Annotated in this window: 18 protein-coding genes; 6 read left to right on the forward strand and 12 right to left on the reverse strand. The window is 34.8% G+C overall.

Going from position 1 to position 20,089, the window contains the following annotated elements:
* Nucleotides 1–3: 3 nt before the first annotated feature.
* Nucleotides 4–2,082 (reverse strand): tetratricopeptide repeat-containing sensor histidine kinase, encoded by a 2,079-nt coding sequence (locus QUH73_RS08230; RefSeq protein WP_289529956.1) that lies wholly within the window; start codon nt 2,080–2,082, stop codon nt 4–6.
* Between the two features lie 319 nt (nt 2,083–2,401).
* Between QUH73_RS08230 and QUH73_RS08235 the strand changes: the two genes are divergently transcribed.
* Genes QUH73_RS08235 through QUH73_RS08245 form a run of 3 tightly spaced genes read left to right on the forward strand, consistent with a single transcriptional unit; the run spans nt 2,402 to nt 4,918 of the window.
* Nucleotides 2,402–3,598, forward strand: a complete 1,197-nt coding sequence (locus QUH73_RS08235; RefSeq protein ID WP_289529957.1) for a lipoprotein N-acyltransferase Lnb domain-containing protein — start codon at nt 2,402–2,404, stop codon at nt 3,596–3,598.
* Nucleotides 3,598–4,347, forward strand: a complete 750-nt coding sequence (locus QUH73_RS08240) for an acyl-[acyl-carrier-protein] thioesterase (protein WP_289529958.1) — start codon at nt 3,598–3,600, stop codon at nt 4,345–4,347. Before QUH73_RS08235 ends, QUH73_RS08240 begins: the two co-directional genes overlap by 1 nt.
* 7 nt (nt 4,348–4,354) lie before the next feature.
* Nucleotides 4,355–4,918, forward strand: coding sequence for a HupE/UreJ family protein (locus QUH73_RS08245; protein WP_289529959.1), 564 nt, complete (start codon nt 4,355–4,357; stop codon nt 4,916–4,918).
* A gap of 48 nt (nt 4,919–4,966) precedes the next feature.
* Here the strand turns inward: QUH73_RS08245 and pyk are convergent, their stop codons facing one another.
* On the reverse strand, nt 4,967–6,382 hold the full coding sequence (gene pyk, locus QUH73_RS08250; RefSeq protein WP_289529960.1) for a pyruvate kinase: 1,416 nt from the start codon (nt 6,380–6,382) through the stop codon (nt 4,967–4,969).
* Between the two features lie 130 nt (nt 6,383–6,512).
* Nucleotides 6,513–6,944: a type II 3-dehydroquinate dehydratase gene (locus tag QUH73_RS08255; protein ID WP_289529961.1), complete on the reverse strand. Its 432-nt coding sequence runs from the start codon at nt 6,942–6,944 to the stop codon at nt 6,513–6,515.
* A gap of 183 nt (nt 6,945–7,127) precedes the next feature.
* Between QUH73_RS08255 and xerD the strand changes: the two genes are divergently transcribed.
* Nucleotides 7,128–8,033, forward strand: a complete 906-nt coding sequence (gene xerD / locus QUH73_RS08260; RefSeq protein ID WP_101310857.1) for a site-specific tyrosine recombinase XerD — start codon at nt 7,128–7,130, stop codon at nt 8,031–8,033.
* A 422-nt stretch (nt 8,034–8,455) separates the two neighbouring features.
* A complete protein-coding gene (locus tag QUH73_RS08265; RefSeq protein WP_289529962.1) occupies nt 8,456–10,114 on the forward strand; it encodes a phosphoenolpyruvate carboxykinase (ATP) in 1,659 nt (552 codons plus the stop codon).
* Between the two features lie 17 nt (nt 10,115–10,131).
* Here QUH73_RS08265 and QUH73_RS08270 read toward each other — a convergent pair whose 3' ends face one another.
* Nucleotides 10,132–10,860: an NRDE family protein gene (locus QUH73_RS08270; RefSeq protein WP_289529963.1), complete on the reverse strand. Its 729-nt coding sequence runs from the start codon at nt 10,858–10,860 to the stop codon at nt 10,132–10,134.
* A complete protein-coding gene (locus tag QUH73_RS08275) occupies nt 10,848–11,363 on the reverse strand; it encodes a hypothetical protein (RefSeq protein WP_289529964.1) in 516 nt (171 codons plus the stop codon). The genes QUH73_RS08270 and QUH73_RS08275 overlap by 13 nt, the downstream gene beginning before the upstream one ends.
* Before the next feature lie 214 nt (nt 11,364–11,577).
* Between QUH73_RS08275 and QUH73_RS08280 the strand changes: the two genes are divergently transcribed.
* On the forward strand, nt 11,578–12,618 hold the full coding sequence (locus tag QUH73_RS08280; RefSeq protein ID WP_289529965.1) for a hypothetical protein: 1,041 nt from the start codon (nt 11,578–11,580) through the stop codon (nt 12,616–12,618).
* 83 nt (nt 12,619–12,701) lie between these two features.
* On the opposite strand, the gene QUH73_RS08285 is transcribed toward QUH73_RS08280, so the two are convergent.
* The 7 genes from QUH73_RS08285 to QUH73_RS08315 form a co-directional block, all read right to left on the reverse strand.
* The gene (locus tag QUH73_RS08285) at nt 12,702–13,964 is read right to left on the reverse strand and encodes an OmpP1/FadL family transporter (protein ID WP_289529966.1); all 1,263 of its coding nucleotides are present in this window, start codon (nt 13,962–13,964) and stop codon (nt 12,702–12,704) included.
* A gap of 343 nt (nt 13,965–14,307) precedes the next feature.
* A complete protein-coding gene (locus QUH73_RS08290; RefSeq protein WP_289529967.1) occupies nt 14,308–14,928 on the reverse strand; it encodes a rhodanese-like domain-containing protein in 621 nt (206 codons plus the stop codon).
* An 82-nt stretch (nt 14,929–15,010) separates the two neighbouring features.
* Entirely contained in the window at nt 15,011–15,601 is a 591-nt protein-coding gene (locus tag QUH73_RS08295; protein WP_289529968.1) for a YeeE/YedE thiosulfate transporter family protein, read from the reverse strand.
* Between the two features lie 28 nt (nt 15,602–15,629).
* Nucleotides 15,630–16,154 carry a YeeE/YedE thiosulfate transporter family protein gene (locus tag QUH73_RS08300; protein WP_289529969.1) on the reverse strand — a complete coding sequence of 175 codons (525 nt, stop codon included), beginning with the start codon at nt 16,152–16,154 and terminating at the stop codon, nt 15,630–15,632.
* Nucleotides 16,155–16,200: 46 nt separating this feature from the next.
* Nucleotides 16,201–17,142: an NrfD/PsrC family molybdoenzyme membrane anchor subunit gene (gene nrfD, locus QUH73_RS08305; protein WP_289529970.1), complete on the reverse strand. Its 942-nt coding sequence runs from the start codon at nt 17,140–17,142 to the stop codon at nt 16,201–16,203.
* A 13-nt stretch (nt 17,143–17,155) separates the two neighbouring features.
* The gene (locus QUH73_RS08310) at nt 17,156–17,689 is read right to left on the reverse strand and encodes a 4Fe-4S dicluster domain-containing protein (protein WP_289529971.1); all 534 of its coding nucleotides are present in this window, start codon (nt 17,687–17,689) and stop codon (nt 17,156–17,158) included.
* Between the two features lie 3 nt (nt 17,690–17,692).
* The gene (locus QUH73_RS08315) at nt 17,693–19,930 is read right to left on the reverse strand and encodes a molybdopterin-containing oxidoreductase family protein (protein ID WP_289529972.1); all 2,238 of its coding nucleotides are present in this window, start codon (nt 19,928–19,930) and stop codon (nt 17,693–17,695) included.
* Between the last annotated feature and the right edge of the window lie 159 nt (nt 19,931–20,089).

Below are 20,089 nucleotides of genomic sequence, written 5' to 3' on the forward strand. Positions count from 1 at the left end.
TTATCAAGCAATACATTTCTCCTCTACTCTTTCAAGGGTAGAGGATTTTTTTTCTATTTCATTAACACGCAAAGGAAGAGTAAACCAAAATTTACTCCCTACTCCTTCTTCACTTTTCACACCTATTTCCCCTCCATTTTTTTCCACAAAATCTTTACACAAGATTAAGCCTAATCCGGTTCCTTTTTCATTCGAAGTTCCTGGCCTTGAATAGTTAGAGTCAAGATTAAATAATTTTATTTTATCCTCAGGTCTGATCCCGACACCGTTATCTTCAACACTGATAATTGCTTTGCCCTCTTCAGCCTTTACCGAGAAAATAATTCTTCCTCTTTCCTCCGTAAATTTAATCGAGTTATTCCCTAAATTCCTCACAACAGCTCGAATCATATCCGAATCAGCATAAACCAGTAAAGCATCAATTTCATTCATCTCAAGCGAAATGCCTTTTGCATATGCTTTTTCCTCAAGGCATTCCATTTCTTCTTCTATTATCCGGCTTGCGTTTATAATGATAGGATTGTACTCCATCACACCCATCTGCGATCTCGACCATGTTAGCAATGTATCAAGCAATAAAGAGCCATGAAGAGCCGATTTATGAACAATTTCAATATACTCCTGCCTCATTGAATCCTCAAGCTCATCATATCGGTCAATTAACAAATCGGTAAAACCCAGCACTGCATTAAACGGATTTTTCAGATCGTGTGCGACAATAGATAAAAACTTATCCTTGGTAGCATTTAAACTTGTCAGACTTTTATTTCTGTCGGATATAATTTTATTTTTTTCCTTTAAAAGTTTATTGTGTCTCTTCCTGAATCGACTAATGTATATTGAATATATAAACAGAGATAAAATCAAAACACCCAAACTAAACAAAAATAAACCACTTGTCTTTTGCTTGTCTATTTCTAACCTTTGGATTGTATTCCGTTGCTTCAGAATCTCATTTTCAGTATCGATTTTTTCCAATTGAAATTTCGCCTGAATTTCTGCAATTTCTTTACTATTATTCTCTCTGTAAATCCTCGCTCTTATTTTATCGTACTTTTTGAAATATTGGATACTCTTCTCAAAATTATTTTTCTTCTCATACAATTCCGACATGTAATAATAGCAGTCTTGTTCTATTCGTGCAACGCCAATTTCTTTTGCTCTCATCAAAGCCTCCTTAAACAGCTCCAGAGATGTATTATAATCACCATTCTTTAAATGTGCTATTGCTAAAGATGACTTGACACTTGCAATAGAAATTTTATCCCCTTTTCGCTCAGACTCAAGCAAAGCTCTACGATAGTAAACCATGCATTTATTTATATCACCACAATCCAGATACAACTGACCAATATTTTCGAGTAGAATTGGCTTCCAATCAACGTTATTTTCAGATTCAATAATATTCAACGCTTTCTGATATGAAGACGAAGCGTTAAGATTATCATTCATTTTATGGTATACGTTTCCTATATTATTATTCATTATTGCAATCCCCTGCAAATTATTGGCATTTTCCTTTAAAACCAAAGATTGATTATAATAGTCCAGTGCATTAGAATATTCCTGCATCTGAAAATAAACATTCCCAATATTATTTAAAGAAGCAGAAATCAACAAACTATCTTTTAATCCATTTCGAATGTTTAAACTTGTAAAATAGGCACTAAGAGAAAGTTTATAGTTATCAATTTGTATTAACGAATTACCCAAAACATTATAACAATCAGCTTTTTCTTTTTCATGATTTTTAACACAATAGGAAATTGCGTCCTTAATATATTTGATGGAATTTGAATAATTGCTACTCTTATAAAATGCTTTTCCTTTTAGGTAGTTCGCCTTCATACTAAAAACTGAATCAAGAGTTAAATTTGCAGACTTCACAATTTGATCCGCATAATAAATTGCTGAATCCGGATAGTCAGAAATATAATCCTCTCCCAACTGATACAGCACATCACAAGTTAATGAATCCGAAGGAACGTGAATAAGCTGTTTTAGACTATCACGCTTTGAATTCGACGAATAGGCACAAAGAAATTGGGGTATAAAAAGAATAACGAAAAGAAGCCTTATCATTTTACAAATATTTGAATAGGTTAGAATAGCCGTATAAAGATGTTAAATAATATCATATTTAATAAACAATATGTAATATTTTTGACGAAATAGCTAAAAAATATAGCCAAGCAAGCACATAAGATAAACAACTACTCAACAATATTTTAAGAGGTGAAAATTTGCAATAGTAACAACATGCAAATTATAGCCGTATCGATTGAAATAGAATAACAAATATTTCCAATAATAATTTTTCTTTATCACATTAAAATAGAAAATTGAAAACATTTGTAATATTCATAAAATACTTATCTTCGAAGGGTAAACATTTACTATTATGGCATTAAAAACAACCACTTTTCCTATCTTATTGATTATATTTTTGTTATTATCAATAGGTAATCATGTATCAGGACAAAATTTATCAAACGATTCAGAAATAAGTCTTCTTACCTGTTCTCCAGGAGATGAACTGTACTCCCAGTTTGGTCATTCTGCATTGCGGATAAAAGATGAAGAAAAAAAAATAGATTTGGTTTTTGGTTATGGTACTTTCAATTTTAACACGCCTAATTTTTATCCAAAATTCGCAAGAGGAAAATTGGACTACATGTTATCATACACAACGTTTGATAATTTTAAAAAAGGATACATTTATGAGAAAAGAGGTATTATTGAGCAAAAACTAAATCTTGATAGTATTGAGAAGCATAAACTGTTCGCAGCTTTATTAAAAAATTACCAACCTGAAAACAGATATTACAGATACGATTTTCTTTTTGACAATTGCTCTACACGAATTCGGGATATTGTTAGTGAAAACACATCAGGCACAGTTCTTTTCGATACAATTGCGGATCAACCAAAATCCTTTTGGAATCTATTAGATCCATTCATGCAAAAAAGTCGCTGGATATTTTTAGGAATTCATTTAGCTCTTGGAATACCTTGTGATGCTGAAGCAACTCCTTACCAATATATGTTCTTACCCGACAATATGATGCTGGGCTTTGAAAATGCAAAGATCAGTACGAACAAGACAAGCAAACCATTGGTAAAATCAACCAATGTTATCCTAAAGCCAGCCCTCGACTTAAAAATAACTAATTGGTATCAAAGACCATGTTTTATTTTTGGATTGTTAGCTTTAATTGGACTACTCCTAAGTCTTGCATATCTAAAAAAAGACAAAGATCTGTTCATTTTTGACATTTTTATATTTGGCGTTTGCGGATTACTAGGCTGGCTTATTATTTTCTTATGGTTTTTTACAGATCATCAGGCCACCGGACCTAATTGGAATATTATTTGGGCCTTCCCTCTTCACTTCCCAATGGTTTTTGCATTACTCCGAAAAAAATCCTCTTTGCTTGCTTATTATTATTTTTTAATGCATTCAATAATACTCATAGTGATATTGGGAAGCTGGGCAATTATTCCTCAATCTTTTCCTAACGAAATATTACCCTTTGTGGTTCTTCTCCTTTTAAGATCACTATACATTGTAAAAAAAATTAGACCTCGTTTACTGTAATGAACACATCAAACACCGACATAAGAAAATACCGGGAAACTTTTCAAATTGGATCTTTTGACACGGATCTAAATGGAAGAGCAAAACTCACAAGTATTTGCAATTACTTTCAGGAAATTGCCGGACATCATGTAGATTTAATCAATCAAGGCATTGATGATTTAAAAGCCAATAATCTGGCGTGGATTTTATCAAGATTAAAAGTTCAAATTTTTTCAACTCCCAAGTGGAAAGATAATATTGATATTGAAACCTGGTCGATTGGAGCAGATGGTTTGTTTGGAAATCGGGAATACCGGATTTATAACATGAAAGGAGATGTTATTGGTCAGGCAACCTCTTCGTGGCTGGTGCTGAATACAAAAACAAAAAGATTGATTAGACCACAAGAAATTGTTGCTAAAATGCCAATCAACTCTGAAGATCCTATCTTTGAACATAGCCTAAGTAAGTTGCAACAAATAGAACAAGGCAATTACGTAGAGGATCTGCACATTCACTATAGTGACCTTGACTTCTATCAGCATGTGAATAATGTAAAATACATAAAGTGGGCAATAGACTCTTGCCTTTCAGAAATCTTATTAAATAAAACAATTCACGAACTGGAAATAAATTATTTGCACGAAGCCAAGCTTGATCAGATTCTTGAGATATTCAACCAAAGTAGTGATAATACCTCAAAAATTGTAATCAAAACCAAAAGCACGGATATTGAAAATTGTCGTGTAATTATAAAATGGAAATAAACAAAATATGAATACCATACTATCAAGCTTTGAATCAGCACTGTATCATTTAATTTCTTTTTCTTCATTCGAACCTTTTATGCTTTTGGTATTGTTCGGAATCACCTTTCAAATAAAAGACTGGAAAGCCTATTTTTCACTTCTACTTGCCTTGATTATTGGTTCGATTGTTGGACTCCTTCTTTGTAATTTTTCGATTATACACTTTTCCGGCACAACCGTTAAATTGATTTTGGCCTTCTCAATTCTGATGGTGGGAATTCAAAATCTAATTAGCAGTCAGAGTTCTGCTTCAACCATAAAATATAATTTCTTTGCCTTAATCGGGATTATTCTTGGAATTGGAATCAACTTACATTATAAAAGTGTTTACGGAAGCTCATTTTCTTTTTATCCATTTACGGGATATAATCTTGGAGCTTCAGTCTCCTACTTTTTAATTTCATTCAGTAGCCTGCTTGTATCATCATTACTGATGTTGGTTTTTAAAACAGACAGAAGAAGTTTTAATCTGGTAATTACGGGTATAGGTATTGGTATAGCCCTTGTTCTTATTTACTTACGATATTAGAAAAAAAATGCGAACCATAACGATTCGCATTTTTTTCTAAATATATCTTTACACTTTATGTGTTAGTTGATCAACAACACTGATCTCCATAAATGAAACTCCTTTGGAAGGACCGAAACTACCACCTATAATGATAACCATATCCTCGCTTTTAAAACAACCTTGATCCATCAACGAAAACATGGTTTGTTTTACATACTCATCGCGACTAACAAGCAATTTACGATAACTCGCTTCAACACCATACGAAAGAGCTAATTCTCTCATTACCCGCTTCGAATAGCACAATGCATAAACGGGAAGTGTTCCTCTGTAAGCAGATAAATATCTTCCGGTTCTACCAGTTAGAGTATCGGTTACAATTGCTTTTACAGGCAGCAATTGCGATGCTTTTACTGCAGATCGAGCTAGAATTGCCGAAAGTTCATGATTACTTCTCACAAAATTTTGTTTTGTATCCGGATAAAGCTCTCTTTCCACCTCAATTGCTACCGATTTCATTACCCGAACTGCTTCAACAGGATAGTCTCCATAGGCAGTTTCACCGCTTAACATGATCGCATCGGTTCTATTGTAAATGGCATTGGCAATATCACTAACTTCTGCTCTTGTAGGTCTTGGATTATTAATCATTGAGTGAAGCATTTGCGTAGCAATAATTACAGGCTTCTTTCTCTCAATACATTTGCGAATAATTTTTCGCTGAATTACAGGAATTTTTTGGGCAGGAATCTCAATAGCTAAGTCACCTCTGGCAACCATGATACCATATACATGTTCCAATATTTCATCAATATGGTCAACCCCTTCTTGATTTTCAATTTTTGCAATAATTTTAATATCCGAATTTTGCTGATCAAGAATTCCTTGAATTTGAAGAACATCATGTTTGTTGCGAACAAACGAATGAGCAATAAAATCAATGTCCTGTGCTATAGCAAAATGAATAAATTCAATATCCTTAGGACTCAATGAAGGTAAATTTATTGATACACCGGGAACATTTATGCTCTTGCGGTTTTTAACAGGTCCTGCATTTTGTGCTTCCACAGTCAAAAATTGCTCATCCTTATCAACGACTAACAATTCTAATTCACCATCATCAATTAATATCTTCTTTCCAATTTCAAGATCTTTTACAAAATCCTCATAGCTAACCTTTATACACAACTCTGTGCAAGGAAGGTTGTCATTCCCTTTCATCTTAATTAAATCACCCTTTTTAAGGTGAATTTCCTCTTCAACATCAATAGTTCTAATCTCAGGGCCTTTAGTATCTACGAGCAAAGCAATCCTATCAGATACTTTTCGTACATTCTCAATAACCTTCATAGCATCATCATGAGTCTGATGAGCCGTGTTTAGTCGAACTACGTTCATTCCTTCTTCAAACAACTCTGTCAAAAATTCGACATCACATTTTTTGTCGGAAATAGTGGCAATAATTTTCGTGTGCTTCTTCATCGAGTAACTCTTTCAATTTTTAGTTTTGGCACTGCAAAGATACTCAATTTCTCAAAACCAATTTAATAAGCTATCAACTACTTACTCATAATATAAAACATACAAAAAAAAACCATTTATCAAAAAATTATTACCTTTTGTCACAATTTTTTAATAACCCCTCGATTCCCAATCGATATGAATCCATTCCGAAACCGGAAATAGTACCTAAACAAGCCTTTCCGATCATGGTAGAATGCCTTACCAACTCTCTTTTATGTACATTAGAAATATGCACTTCTACAACCGGCGTATTTACTGCAGATATAGCATCAGCAAGGGCAAGAGAGGTATGAGTGTATGCTCCAGCATTAAGTACAATTCCATCATAACTAAAACCTACACGATGTATTTCATTTATCAATTCCCCCTCTATGTTAGACTGGTAATATTCAAGTTTAATTTTACTATATAACACCTGTAGCTGTTCAAAATAAGTTTCGAACGAAACCTCTCCATATATAGATTTTTCACGGGTTCCGAGCAAATTCAGATTAGGGCCATTAATGATTAAAAAATTCATCTTGTCAAAGTATTTTAAGGTTAAACATAAAGAGATCTTAAAAAAATTGTCAGCTTACGTAATATTTTTTTAAATTGCAGACAAGTTTTATCATAAAGAATTCGTATATTATTAGTACTTGAGTAAAACTAATAATAAAATGGTATTACTTACAACTAAACTACATACTAAAAACTGAATAAAATGAAATGGACAACAACAATTGAAAATTTTAAGACCTACTTAACTTTGGAGAAGAATCTTTCCAAGAACTCTGTAGATGCTTATATTAATGACATTACAAAACTGACAACCTTCTTCAGAGAAAAGAACATGGAGGTTGCTCCGGAAGAAGTTATTCTTCAACACTTGAAAGATTTTGTTGCCTGGATTAACGATGCAGGTACAAGTCCTAGAACTCAAGCTCGTGTTATTTCTGGTATTAAAGCATTTTTTAAATACTTATTATTAGAAGAAATTATTGAAAAGAATCCTACTGCATTATTAGAAGCTCCAAAAATTGGACGCAAACTACCTGACACCTTAACAACTGAAGAAATTGATGTTTTGGTTAAGGCTGTTGACATGAATAAAGCTGAAGGTCAAAGAAACAGAGCAATTCTTGAAACACTATATTCTTGTGGATTACGTGTATCAGAATTAATTGATTTGCGTGTTTCTAATCTGCATTTTAGAATGGGTTTTATTAAAATTCATGGAAAAGGTAACAAAGAGCGTTTAATTCCAATTGGAAAAAAGGCGAAAAAAGAAATCAAGATATATCTTAAGAGCTATCGTGGAAAATTAAATATCGATAAGGATAGTGAAGATATTCTTTTCTTAAACCGTAGAGGTCGTAAACTTTCTCGTGTTATGATTTTTACTATTATTAAGAATTTATCTAAAAAAGTTGGATTGAAGAAAAATGTTTCTCCTCACACTTTCCGCCACTCTTTCGCTTCGCATTTAGTTGAAGGTGGTGCTGACTTAAGAGCTGTACAGGAAATGTTAGGACACGAATCTATTCTTACAACAGAAATCTATACTCATTTGGATAGAGAATACTTAAAGGAAACTATTAAAAATTTCCATCCTCGTTCAAAAGACTAATTTGTATTAAAAATGACCATTATTGACAACAGGTAATGGTTAAAATACGATATACATATTTTTAAAACCTTCAAAAGCTTACTTTTGGAGGTTTTTTTTCATGAAAAAAATCAGTTATGTAATAATTTAAAGAAAGCTTTGTTTGCGTAATTCTAAAGATAAAAAAGAGTCTTATTTATAATAATATTATTAATGCAAACGATTGTAGTTCAGATAATGAAGATTCTCATAATTAATAATATAAATTTATAAGTCACCAAAACCTACTGTTAATGAACCTGTTCGAACCAATTTTAGCCACGATAAAACTACAAAATCTTATTGGAAAATAATATAACAAAAATGCAAAATTAATATCTACATAGTAGGATTAATCTATATATAATAATTACTTTTGAGTTCCAAACCTAAAATAATGTTACATGAACGTCATTGAAATTAGCATGATTGAAGATTTAAAAAAATCGTTAAAACTGCATTCCAACATTCGGGAAGATCTACCAAGAGAAGTTCTTATATCTTTAGCAGTGGATAACAAAGAGGCCGTTTTAACCAGAAATGGTGCATTGGCCACCTGGACTCCTTCAAATTCGACAGGAAGAAGTCCTAAGGACACTTATATTGTAAGACATCCTGAAAGTGAGTTAAATATAGACTGGTCTTCGCCAAATAATATAGCCATGAACCCGCAAACGTTCGCATTGGTTTTTGAAGACGCCTTAAAAGTAATAGGTAAGAAGAAAACTATATTTACAACAGACAGAGTAATTGGTGCAGACTCTAAATATGCACTACCTGTAAAAACAATCAGTGACAATGCATTAAGTCAAGTATTTATCGACAACATGTTTAGATCAACGCCTGATGACATTACCCGATCTATATTTGCTGATGAGCAATTCTTTTTAATTGCACTTCCAAAAGACAAATTAAATAAAGACCGATATAAGGGCTTGGTTCGTGACCAACCTAACGGAGAAACTTCTGATATTTGTGTTGTAATGGACTTCGATAATAAAATTGGTATCGTTTATGGTTCCTCTTATATGGGCAGCATGAAGAAGTTGATGTTTACGGTAATGAATTACTATCTTCCTTTTAAAGGTGTATTGCCTTTACATTGTTCAGCCAACGAAGGAGTCAATGGAGATTCTGCACTATTATTGGGACTTTCAGGAACTGGAAAAACAACTTTATCTGCCGATCCGGAAAGAGCCTTACTTGGAGATGATGAACATGGTTGGAGTGATGATGGCATTTTCAATTTTGAGAATGGCTGTTATGCAAAAATGATCGACATCAAACCAGAAAATGAGCCTGAAATTTATGAAGCAGTAATGCATAAGGCTGATTACACTAAGCATGGAGCTATAATTGAAAATGCCATGATTTACCCTGATGGTGAAATCGATTTTTTCGATGACAGATACACTCCAAACTCAAGAGCAAGTTATCCTCTTTCATTCCTGAATAATACTAAGAAAAGTTCGAAAGCCGGACATCCTAATACGATCTTATTTTTGACTGCTGATGCTTATGGAGTAATTCCTCCAATTTCAAAACTAAGCAAAGAGCAGGCAATGTTGTGGTTCTTAATGGGATACACCTCGAAACTAGCAGGTACTGAAACAGGAGTTACTGAGCCACAGGCAACCTTTTCGAGATTTTTTGGTCAGCCATTTATGCCGTGTAATCCTAACATTTATGCCAAAATGCTTGGCGATAAAATGGATAAACACAATACCAACGTATTCCTGATTAATACAGGTTGGAGCGGAGGCTCATACGGCACCGGATCAAGGATAAAGTTAAAGTACACCAGAGCGATGGTTGATGCGGCTTTAAAGGGCAAATTAGATAAAGGAGACTTTATTGAAAATAAATTATTTCACTTGAACATTCCAACGGCTTGTGAAAATGTACCAAACGAAATTCTTAACCCAATTAACACTTGGGAAAACAAAGACGAATATCAAAAAACAGCCGAAAAATTAGCAAACAAATTTTCCGCTAATTTCGATAAGTCATATGGAAACCAAAATCTGGATCCAGGAATTATTTCTCAATGTCCGGGAAAATAACTAAACTTAAAAGAGCCTCAAATGAGGCTCTTTTTGTTTAAATAAATATCTCGGGATTCATCTTTTTTTAAGTCATCATGATACATCGAAACCATCCTATTCTTTCTTCTGATTTGTGTTATGCTAAGAGTTTTCACCTTCTCTTTCCGGCTCATCACTAATCCGTTAAAAGCATCATCCCTTCCTGTTGTTTTGTGAAAGTTGAGTATTTCTTTGCTCGAAAAATTATTACACTGACGAAGCCAATTATCAAACCAGTGCTGTCGCATTTCCCGAGCTTCTTTATTATACAAAGTAGAGGATGACCAAATGTAAGGCTTCGAAGAGTCCAATTTCCGATAGTGAAGTATTTCTCCATCCCAACGTATCTCTTCCAAATTTCGTGTGTATTTATATCTTAAAATAAGTAGTGTAAATGGTTCCATTCCGCTAAAATTGTAATCTCTGATAAAATCAATAGTTGATGCAAATTCTGAAAATTCAAGAACCATAACACCCCTGCTCTTTTGGTAAGGTGGTTCATGTTTGTGTTTTTCAAAGGCTCCATTCAACAAACAAAGCGAGAAGTCATTTTCATGACACATCATCCATGTTCCTTGTGCCACTTTATCTTTTGGATAAATTGAGAACGACTCTCCATTACAGTATTCTTCAGGAAATTCGGCTTCTCTTTGCGGATTTTCATCTCTATTGGTAGTGAAAAAAAAATTATCCGAGTCAATAGGTATGTAAGTTAATGTGCACATAAATCATCTCTAAATCTAATGGTAGAATAGGCAACTCCAAAGTGCTTATCCAATTTAATATCAGGAAACTCCTGTTCTATCGCAATTCTGATAATAGCCATGTGATGAATGGCATGTTCAATATTGTATACCAATTCTCTTTGTAAACTGGTATCAATATGAAAACCTTCATTTGCAAGCTTGTCGTAACTTACATTCAATGTAAGAGCCAAATTTTTATCAATATCATTCAACCAATTCAGAACATCTTTAAATCTTTTTACAGCCACTTTTTTCTCTGTTTCAGTTCTACTGCAATGCTCTCGGGCATCGTAACTCAAGATAGAATCTTCTCTGCAACTATCCTTTAAAATATCATAAAACTCTACAATATGACGAATGTGTTTTCCTATGGAATTATTCATCAAAAGATGTAAAGAAGCAGAATACTGTTTTGAAGAAATTTTCTCACAAAGGGCAATTAGCTGATTGATTATGATTTTAGAGACCGAGACAGTTTGCATAAAATTGAATTTCTGTAAATTATTGAGTAGTATGGAAAGCTATTAAAATATCAAAATAATTCATAAAAAACAGTTTTATAAACGAATTTATGTCGGATGAATTGCATAAATCTGTACTTTCATTCTTAAATAGACGGTTTATTTACTCAATTCATTACTAATATTCTTAGGCGTATTATCAAAAAAACACCCCTATAAAAAATATTTGCTGCGTATGAAAATAAAGCTACCCTTTTTCCTATCAAAATGGTTTCATTTTGAATTCTGGCCTTTCTGGATATTTTACTTTCCTGTATATGGATATGGAATTTATTTGGCAATAAAAGCCCGTTCGTTTTCCTACTTTACAGCGACCAACCCAGGCATGAAATTCGGGGGTGCTTTTGGAATGGACAAAATGAAAATGCTCGATTTTATTGACAATAAATACATCCCTAAAGGATTTCTATCGATAAAAGGTGAAAATACGGAGACTGTTTATGCAAAAATGATTGAACACGAATTTGATTTCCCTGTTATTTGCAAGCCTAATGTTGGTGAAAGAGGTATTGGTGTTGAAAAGATAGATACCAAACAAGATTTAAATCTGTTCTTACAACCTCAAAATGAGGATATTCTTGTTCAGGAATTTATTGACTTCCCAATTGAATTGGGTGTATTTTATCATCGGTTTCCAATCTCTTCAAAAGATGGGATCACCTCAATAGTTAGAAAAGAATTCTTAAAAATCACAGGAAATGGGAGATCCAGATTTAGTGAATTACTTACTGAAAACGTTCGGGCTAAAGGCAGAATTTCCTATTTAAAAAAGAAATACCATTCGAAGTGGAATCAAATTGTTCCATCGGGGATTACCTATAAACTGGAACCTATTGGAAATCATAACCGAGGCACAAAATTTTTGGATGGAAATCATTTAATTAACGATCGGCTGGTTAACGTTTTTCGTGAAATTGCTCAGCCAATTGATGGTTATTACTATGGTCGATTTGATCTTAAAGTAAACAGCCTGGAAGATCTTTACAATGGTGAGAATATCAAAATCATTGAATTGAACGGCACCAATTCAGAACCTGCTCATATTTATGATCCTGATTATTCTCTTTTTAAAGCCTATCAGGAAATCATTAAACACATGAAACTGGTGTTTGAGATCAGTCAGGAAAACAGAAAATTAGGAATTAAACCAGCACCCTTTGGTTATGTATCACTGGAACTTATTAAACATCTGTTCCCCAAGAAATCGAAAAAATAATTTCCTTTAAAAATTCAGTTTTACGAAATAAAAAAAGAGGTTTTCATGAAAGAAAACCTCTTTTTACTTCAGTATATGTAGTATTAAAAAGTAAATGCAATCTCTACTTCAATTTGATTCATTTCCAATTCAATTGTTTGAGCAGGATCCATAGGATTCATTCCTTTAACACTTGCAGGCAAAGCATAAACCAATGCCAAGTGAAGAGCTTTTCCTGTATCACCAAGAGTCTTTGAACAACCTAATGTAATGTGATCCTCGATAACTCCAGGAGCTAAAATATTAAACATCACTTCTGAATTTGGAACTGGCTGATCGGTATGAGAATAACCTCCTCTTAAAGTCCATCCTTCAACGCCAGCATACTCAACACCAAATTTCCATACATTAATATCTTGCCATCCAAAACCTGCACCTTTATCAGATCCTAGAGGAGCCGTTGCAAATGCCATTGGATCCATTTTGTTAGAAACTGAAGCCACATCAGTATAATTAATTGCTTTGTAATCTGCCATTACAGCCCAATCTTCGTTGATTTCATAAGCCAAACCAACAGACCATGTAGAAGGAATGTTAAAATCTCCCTGCTCTGCAAAAAGACCGGCATAATCATCAAACTCGCTCATGTACAACATAGTCTGGAAACTAGCTCCCAAATGCAATCCTTTTGCTAATTCTCCCATGTAACCAAATTTAACACCGTAACCAAATGCATTGTCGTGACCATTGTCTGTTAACTTATCTGGAGCACTAGACATTGGCTTAAAATTTGATAAACCTTTTGCCTCAAAATATTGATAAGCCAATAAAGCGGTTACACCAACACTGTGCTTTTCAGCTATTTTTCTTGAATAAGTTAAACCAACAAACATTTGACCCAAATCGACCCCTGTTGTAGATGAATTCTGATCATGAAAAGTATTTGTTGGATAATCTGTATTCATTCCACCATTACCAAAAACGTTAGCAGAAAAACTACTTTTCTCATTGATCATCCAATTGGCTCCCATACTCGGCATCAAAAATAATTTCGTGTCACTTTTCACATTTCCTGGAGTTAATCCGAAAGCTGGCGCTCCAGAAGGATTTCCTGTAACTGTATATTCACGATTAGGATTAAAAAATCCAACACCAACCTGATATTGTTTCCCCAGAAAAACATGACCGGCAGGATTACCATTGATTAAAGAATTTTGATACCAGGCGATACCAGCACCAGCTAAACCTTTATTTTGTGCGCCGTAACCAACACCAAAATACCCATCTGTTGCTTTAACAGGTTGAGTCGAAAAGATTCCAGCCAATACAATTAGAGCCGAAAAAATAATCTTAAAAGTATTTTTCATTTTCTGTTTTATTTAGTTTGATATAATTAGGATTCCAAAACAAAATACAAACTCTATACTCATCCATATATGTTTTATATCATATATCTACATATCGAGCCTTACACATCTTAAACTATCTAAATACTAATGGTTTGCAAAACTGTTTTTTACAATCAATATATTATTTTAACTGAATGTAAATAAAAGAGATACAAACACATTCATATCTCATTTATGAAATGCGATTTTTCCAACAATTACATCGACATATCTCTTTATTTGGTCAACTAATTAAATGTTGAATTCAAAAAAAAGCCTCTTCGATTAATTTCGGAGAAGCTTTTTAATAAGAATGCAAAAATCAGCATCCTCCAGCGACTTTTTTCTTCTTTTTCTTTTTTACGATAGGTGGTTTTGCTGTGTTGCTTTCATTACTATTAGAAACAACAGCATTTCCACCTCCAAGAGCTGCACTTGCCCCTTTACGGAAATCGTATTTTGCAATTTCATCATCAGCAAGAACAGATTTTGGAGCTTGTGGATTAAGAATCGTTTCAGCCCAATAATTTAAACCACCCTGAAGAACGTAATTATTCTTAAACCCCAGCTGACGAGTAATCATCCAGGCCTCATTTGCCTTCAAATTGCCATTGGAATAAAACACATTCATTTTTACGCCTTGATCCAAAAAATCATTCCATTCTTCGGATAAAAGATCAGAAAGAGGGATATTAACAGATCCCGGAAGACTATATTTTTCAAACTCTGCCTGAGTACGAACATCAATTAATTGAAGACTTGGATCTTTTTGCACTAACATATCAGCGATTTGATCGGTGCTTATAAATTGAGTTCCTTCATGTATCTCGTTTAGTAATTCACCAGCAGTTAAACGAAACGGCTTGGTTGTATTTTCAGGTACTGCAGCAATAATAATTCCTAATGGAATAAATACAGATGCCAATATCAATCTCATTTTCATACGATTGTTTTTTATAAGGTTAACTGACTATATATCATAGTTAAATCATTTATTTTCTTTAGCCAATATTTCGCAAAGAATATTAATACTCCTCACGAGGAAATTTTTTCTCAGCCCACTCTCCTACCCAGAACATAGCAAAAGCCGCCAAAATCAATCCCAAGGCAAATATTCCACGGGGAATATCGAGCAATTCGTTCATTGTTGGTGTGCCCATAAAGTTGGCTTTATACAAATCCTCCCACATAGGATAACCTTCTGTAAAGAAGATAATTCCGAGAACTAAACCACCTATAAATGCCAATGCATCCAATTTACCTATTGACAAGGCACAGAAAGCAGTACCAGGGCAAAATCCTCCAATAATAAAACCAGCTCCCATTACTGCACCTCCAACCATAGCTGAAGTTAAGTAAGTTGGATTCACGTAGACATAACTCAAATCTATCCATCCGAACAAACTGAAAAACAACATTCCGATCATTGCAGTAATTGCCGCTGTAAAAAACACTTTTAATACAGTAGTATCATAGCCATAAAACATTCCTGCTAATTTACGACTTGATGAGAATCCACTTGATTCCAATACAAAACCAAACCCGATTCCAATAAGCATGGCAATTAGCAAATTGGTGTTTGGTGAAATTATTTCGTTAACTATTAATGGTCCCATAATAAATAAGTTTAAATACGTTTAAAATTTAGATCCAGTTTTTACGGAAAAAATAAGCTAAGGCGAAAGCTGTTCCAAAAATAAACGCCATGGTAAGAAAACCGCCTACCGATAAAACAGCCATACCACTTAAGGCTGATCCACTGGTACAACCTCTTCCCAACTGAGATCCAAAACCAAATAATATACCTCCCAAAACGGCAAACATTATTCTTCGCTTAGAAGTAATTTTAGGCGAATGCTCAACCTTAAATTTTAAGCGTTTTGCAAAAGCTCCTGAAAGAAACCCTCCAATTAAAACACCTATCATTTCAAAAACCAACCATGATTTCATTGGGTTGCCAGGATGAGATTCTTTGTATTCAGTATAAAAAGCAGAGTTTTCAACGTGAGAAGGCATAACCGAACTTACAGTAGTAACCACTGCACTTTTTACAGCACCACTTGCACCTAGTCCGCGACCAGAAACAAAATTGGCGGCCAAAAGTACAAGACCTAGCAATACCCCACCAACATATGGATTTAGGTATTTTGTTTTTTTCACTTCGCTCATAGTTATATTGTTTATATAGTTTTTACAGATAAATTAACATTCAAAATCAATAAAGCCAACGACTAGCCTGTCCTGCATTCGAAATAATGAATCGAAGCATTACACTTCCAAACAGAACCAAGACAACTGGAATGGCGACAGGTATTTTATATCCTTTCAATTCCAGACCTTCCAGAATTGCAGGAACAATCATCCCTAAAATGACTACAAATCCCCAAAATGAAGCTGTGTAAGGACCGCCTAAAAATAACTTTACAGCATCAATTTGAACTTGAGTACTTGCTAAAAATCCCATGAACATGTGAATAATCAGAAATAGTTCGATTCCAATAATCATTAAATCCAATTGAGCAAACCGCTTACGTTCTGTATGATTTTTTGACATCCAAATTACAACCGCCGCACCTGCGGACAAACCTGATGCTAAAAATAAAGGCCCCATGATAGAAGTATTCCATAATGGTCTTGCATTAAAAGCGGAAAACAAAATTCCAGTGTAAATTCCAAGTATTGCCGATGAAATCAACATGATCCAAGCCAATACTTTCTTGTTTTTCTGAAAAAATGCAATGAGTTCTTTCGCAAAATCAAACTTCCAATCCCAATTTGGAAATAGTTCCTTAATATGAAGAGCACTCCAAATAATAGAAACAGGAGTAATCACCATTAAAGTCCAAGCTCCCCACGACATTGGAGATTCCAGTCTTATGGTAGTATATAATCTCCAAAAATAAAGCTTGTGATGAAGATCCAAGAACAGAGCAATCAAACCTAAAGCCAAAGCAATTGGAGCTATCATTGGCGCTAGTTTCACGGCTGTCCGATAATCATTTTCTCTGCCTCTCAGATAATACAAGGCGGCAAAAAACATCACACCTGCCGCCAAACCACCCAAAAACAAATAAGTTGGTATTTCCCAGTGCCAAACGTGTAACTGAGGATCGATGAGTGGGTTATTTCTTCCACTTACAATTATTTCTTCTCTCATTTCGTTAGTTTTATCAGATTAGGAAATACAATTGAGGTTTGGTTCCAGCTTCAGGAATTAAGGTTTTGTACTTTCGTTTTTTCAACACCTTGGAAACCTCACTTCCTGGATCATCCAAATCACCAAAATACATACACTTTGTAGGACAAACTGCAACACAAGCAGGCTGCATTCCTTTTTTCACTCTGTGCAAACAAAATGTACATTTATCCACATATCCATCGGGATGAACATATCTGGCATCATAAGGGCATGATGTAATACAGGCACTGCAACCGATACATTCATTCTTAGTAACCAACACAATTCCTCCATCAGAATAATGACTGGCTCCGGTTGGACAACAACGCACACAAGGTGAGTTTTCACAATGATTACATCGTTCAGAACGCAATTCAATCTCCAATTGAGGATAAGTTCCATCCATTACTTCCACCACCCAATCCCGGCAAAATCCAATTGGAACATCATTTTCAGTTTGGCAAGCTACTACGCAGTCGCTGCAACCTACACACTTTTTCGTATCAATAGCCATTGCATATCTCATAGCTTACACCTCCGCTTTTTTGTTATCAAATCGAAACGTTACAAAATTCCCGCGCATTCCTGTTCCTCCCATTATTGGATCAATCATTACATTGGTAATCATCTGGGTATCGCTCACTCCTTTTCCAAAGGCTCTTGTCATGCGTTTATCGGCATGTCCAAAACCATGAACCATATAAACAGAATCCCATCGGATACGTTCGGTTATTCGTACTTTTATTTTAAAGTCCGAAATTACTCCATCCTGATTTTCTAAATAAACGTACTGATCGTTTTTCAAATCCCATACCTTAGCCACTTTAGGATTCACCCAAACTGAATTTTCGTCCATTAAATCAGTAAGATTTGGATTATTAGCCGTACGGCTAAAAGTATGCATTGGTGCCCGGCCATATATTAACCGATAAAATCCTTCGCTTGGTTCCGGATGCTGAGTAAACACTGGAAACGGATCAAATCCTTCTTCCTCCAAAGCTGTTGAGTACAACTCTATTTTACCTGTATTGGTATTGAATTCTACGTCCTCATCTTCACCAAAATACAAATCGTCAGCTTCACGATCTAAAAGTTTCACTCCTATGCGCTGCATTTCTTCCAATGAAGAACCTACTTGTTTTAATTCCCAGTCAATCTCTTCTTCTATGGTTTCAAATGGGAAATATTGAAGTAAATCTAATTTCTTAGCCAACTCACGAGCCATCCAAAAGGCTGGTTTTGTATTATACAAAGGATCAACCGCCGGCATTCTTAAAGCAATACTAGGAATTCTTCCCTGTGATATCCGCAAAGAATCATATCTTTCCAGATATGTACACTCCGGCAAAACCACATCGGCATAACCGGTAATTTCCATTGGCATGGTATCTACTACCACAAGTAAATCAAGAGCTTGAATTGCAGCTATGGTTTTCTTCTGATCGGGTAAAGTATTAATTAGGTTGGTTCCATTCACGATCCACCCCTTAATTGAACAACTCATTTCCGGACTTGGTATTGTTGCCTGACATACACCGGAAGCCAAAGCTAGATCGGCCAGTTTATATTTTCCTCCCATTGCATCACGCCAATTCTTATTTGGTTTTGGAAAATCAGGTAAATGATAATGCGGAACCGACGCTTTTTCAGGCGAATAAAATCCACCTCTTCGTCCCCAACTGCCTAAAAGAGCATTCAAAATTGCAACTGCTCGTATCCTTTGTGTATCATCTCCATACCAAGTAACATGTCTGCCAGGGTGAACAATTACCGCCGGAGCCGCATTTGCCATTTCATGAGCTGTTTCGCGTATCTGCTGAGGCTTTATTGTAGTAATTCCATAAGCCCACTCAGGAGTATAAGCTTGTACATGCTTCTTTAATTGATCAAAGCCGAATGTATACTTCTCTACGTATTTTTTATCATACAACTCTTCGTTTATAATTACATTGATCCATGAAAGCAGAAGAGCAATATCTGTTGATGGTTTAATAGGTAACCAGTGTTTTGATTTACTGGCTGCAGTCGAAAAGCGGGGGTCAACAGTAATTATTACAGCCCCTTTATCAATAGCATCAGACATTTCCTGAACCTGACCATTGTGCATATTTTCGCCAATATGAGATCCGATTAAAACCAAGCACTTGGTATCCCGAATATCTGTATTTTCAGGGGAATCTACTCCTTGACCGTAGGTTGCAATAAAAGCCACTTCGCGGGGACCACGACATTGTGCATAAGAAGGAGCTGCTATGTTGTTGGAACCAAAGCCCTTTAACAAATTACCGAAATATTTTCCTCCTGAACCGTGAGTAAACAAGGCAGTACATTCCGGGCCATGCTCCTCTTTAATTTTATTCATTTTAGAAGCTATGTAATCAAAAGCCTCATCCCAGGTTGCTTCCCTGAATGTTTGCTTTCCTCTTTCATCGGTTCTAATTAAAGGGGTCTGCAAACGATCTTTGTCGAAATACATTCCAACACCTCCGGTACCTCTCGGACAAAACCTTCCGTTACAATTGGGATCGTCATCGTTTCCGATGATTTTCTTAATTTTACCGTTTTCGTCCTTATGAACCCACCCGGCACACTTCCAAAAACACACCTCGCAATAAGTTGGAGTACGCGCGAAATCGTAAGGTCCTTTAAAATAAGATTGATTGTTTTTCAGTAGATTATCGGCAAATGTTTCCAATAATCCTCCACCAAAAACCAATCCGGCTGCACTTAAAGAACTAATTTTCAAAAACTGTCTTCTGCTTTTCATGTTGTGAATACTTTAAACTTATACACATATAGAAACATACATCTATAAATGTAAACATATGTAAAAAGGCAATCTGCAAACATGTTGTAGGGCATAAAAACCCACTTTATAATTGATCTAAAAAAAGAAAAATCCCAAAAACCCCTGATACAAACAAAT

Source organism: Labilibaculum sp. K2S (genome assembly GCF_030372765.1).
GTDB lineage: Bacteria > Bacteroidota > Bacteroidia > Bacteroidales > Marinifilaceae > Labilibaculum.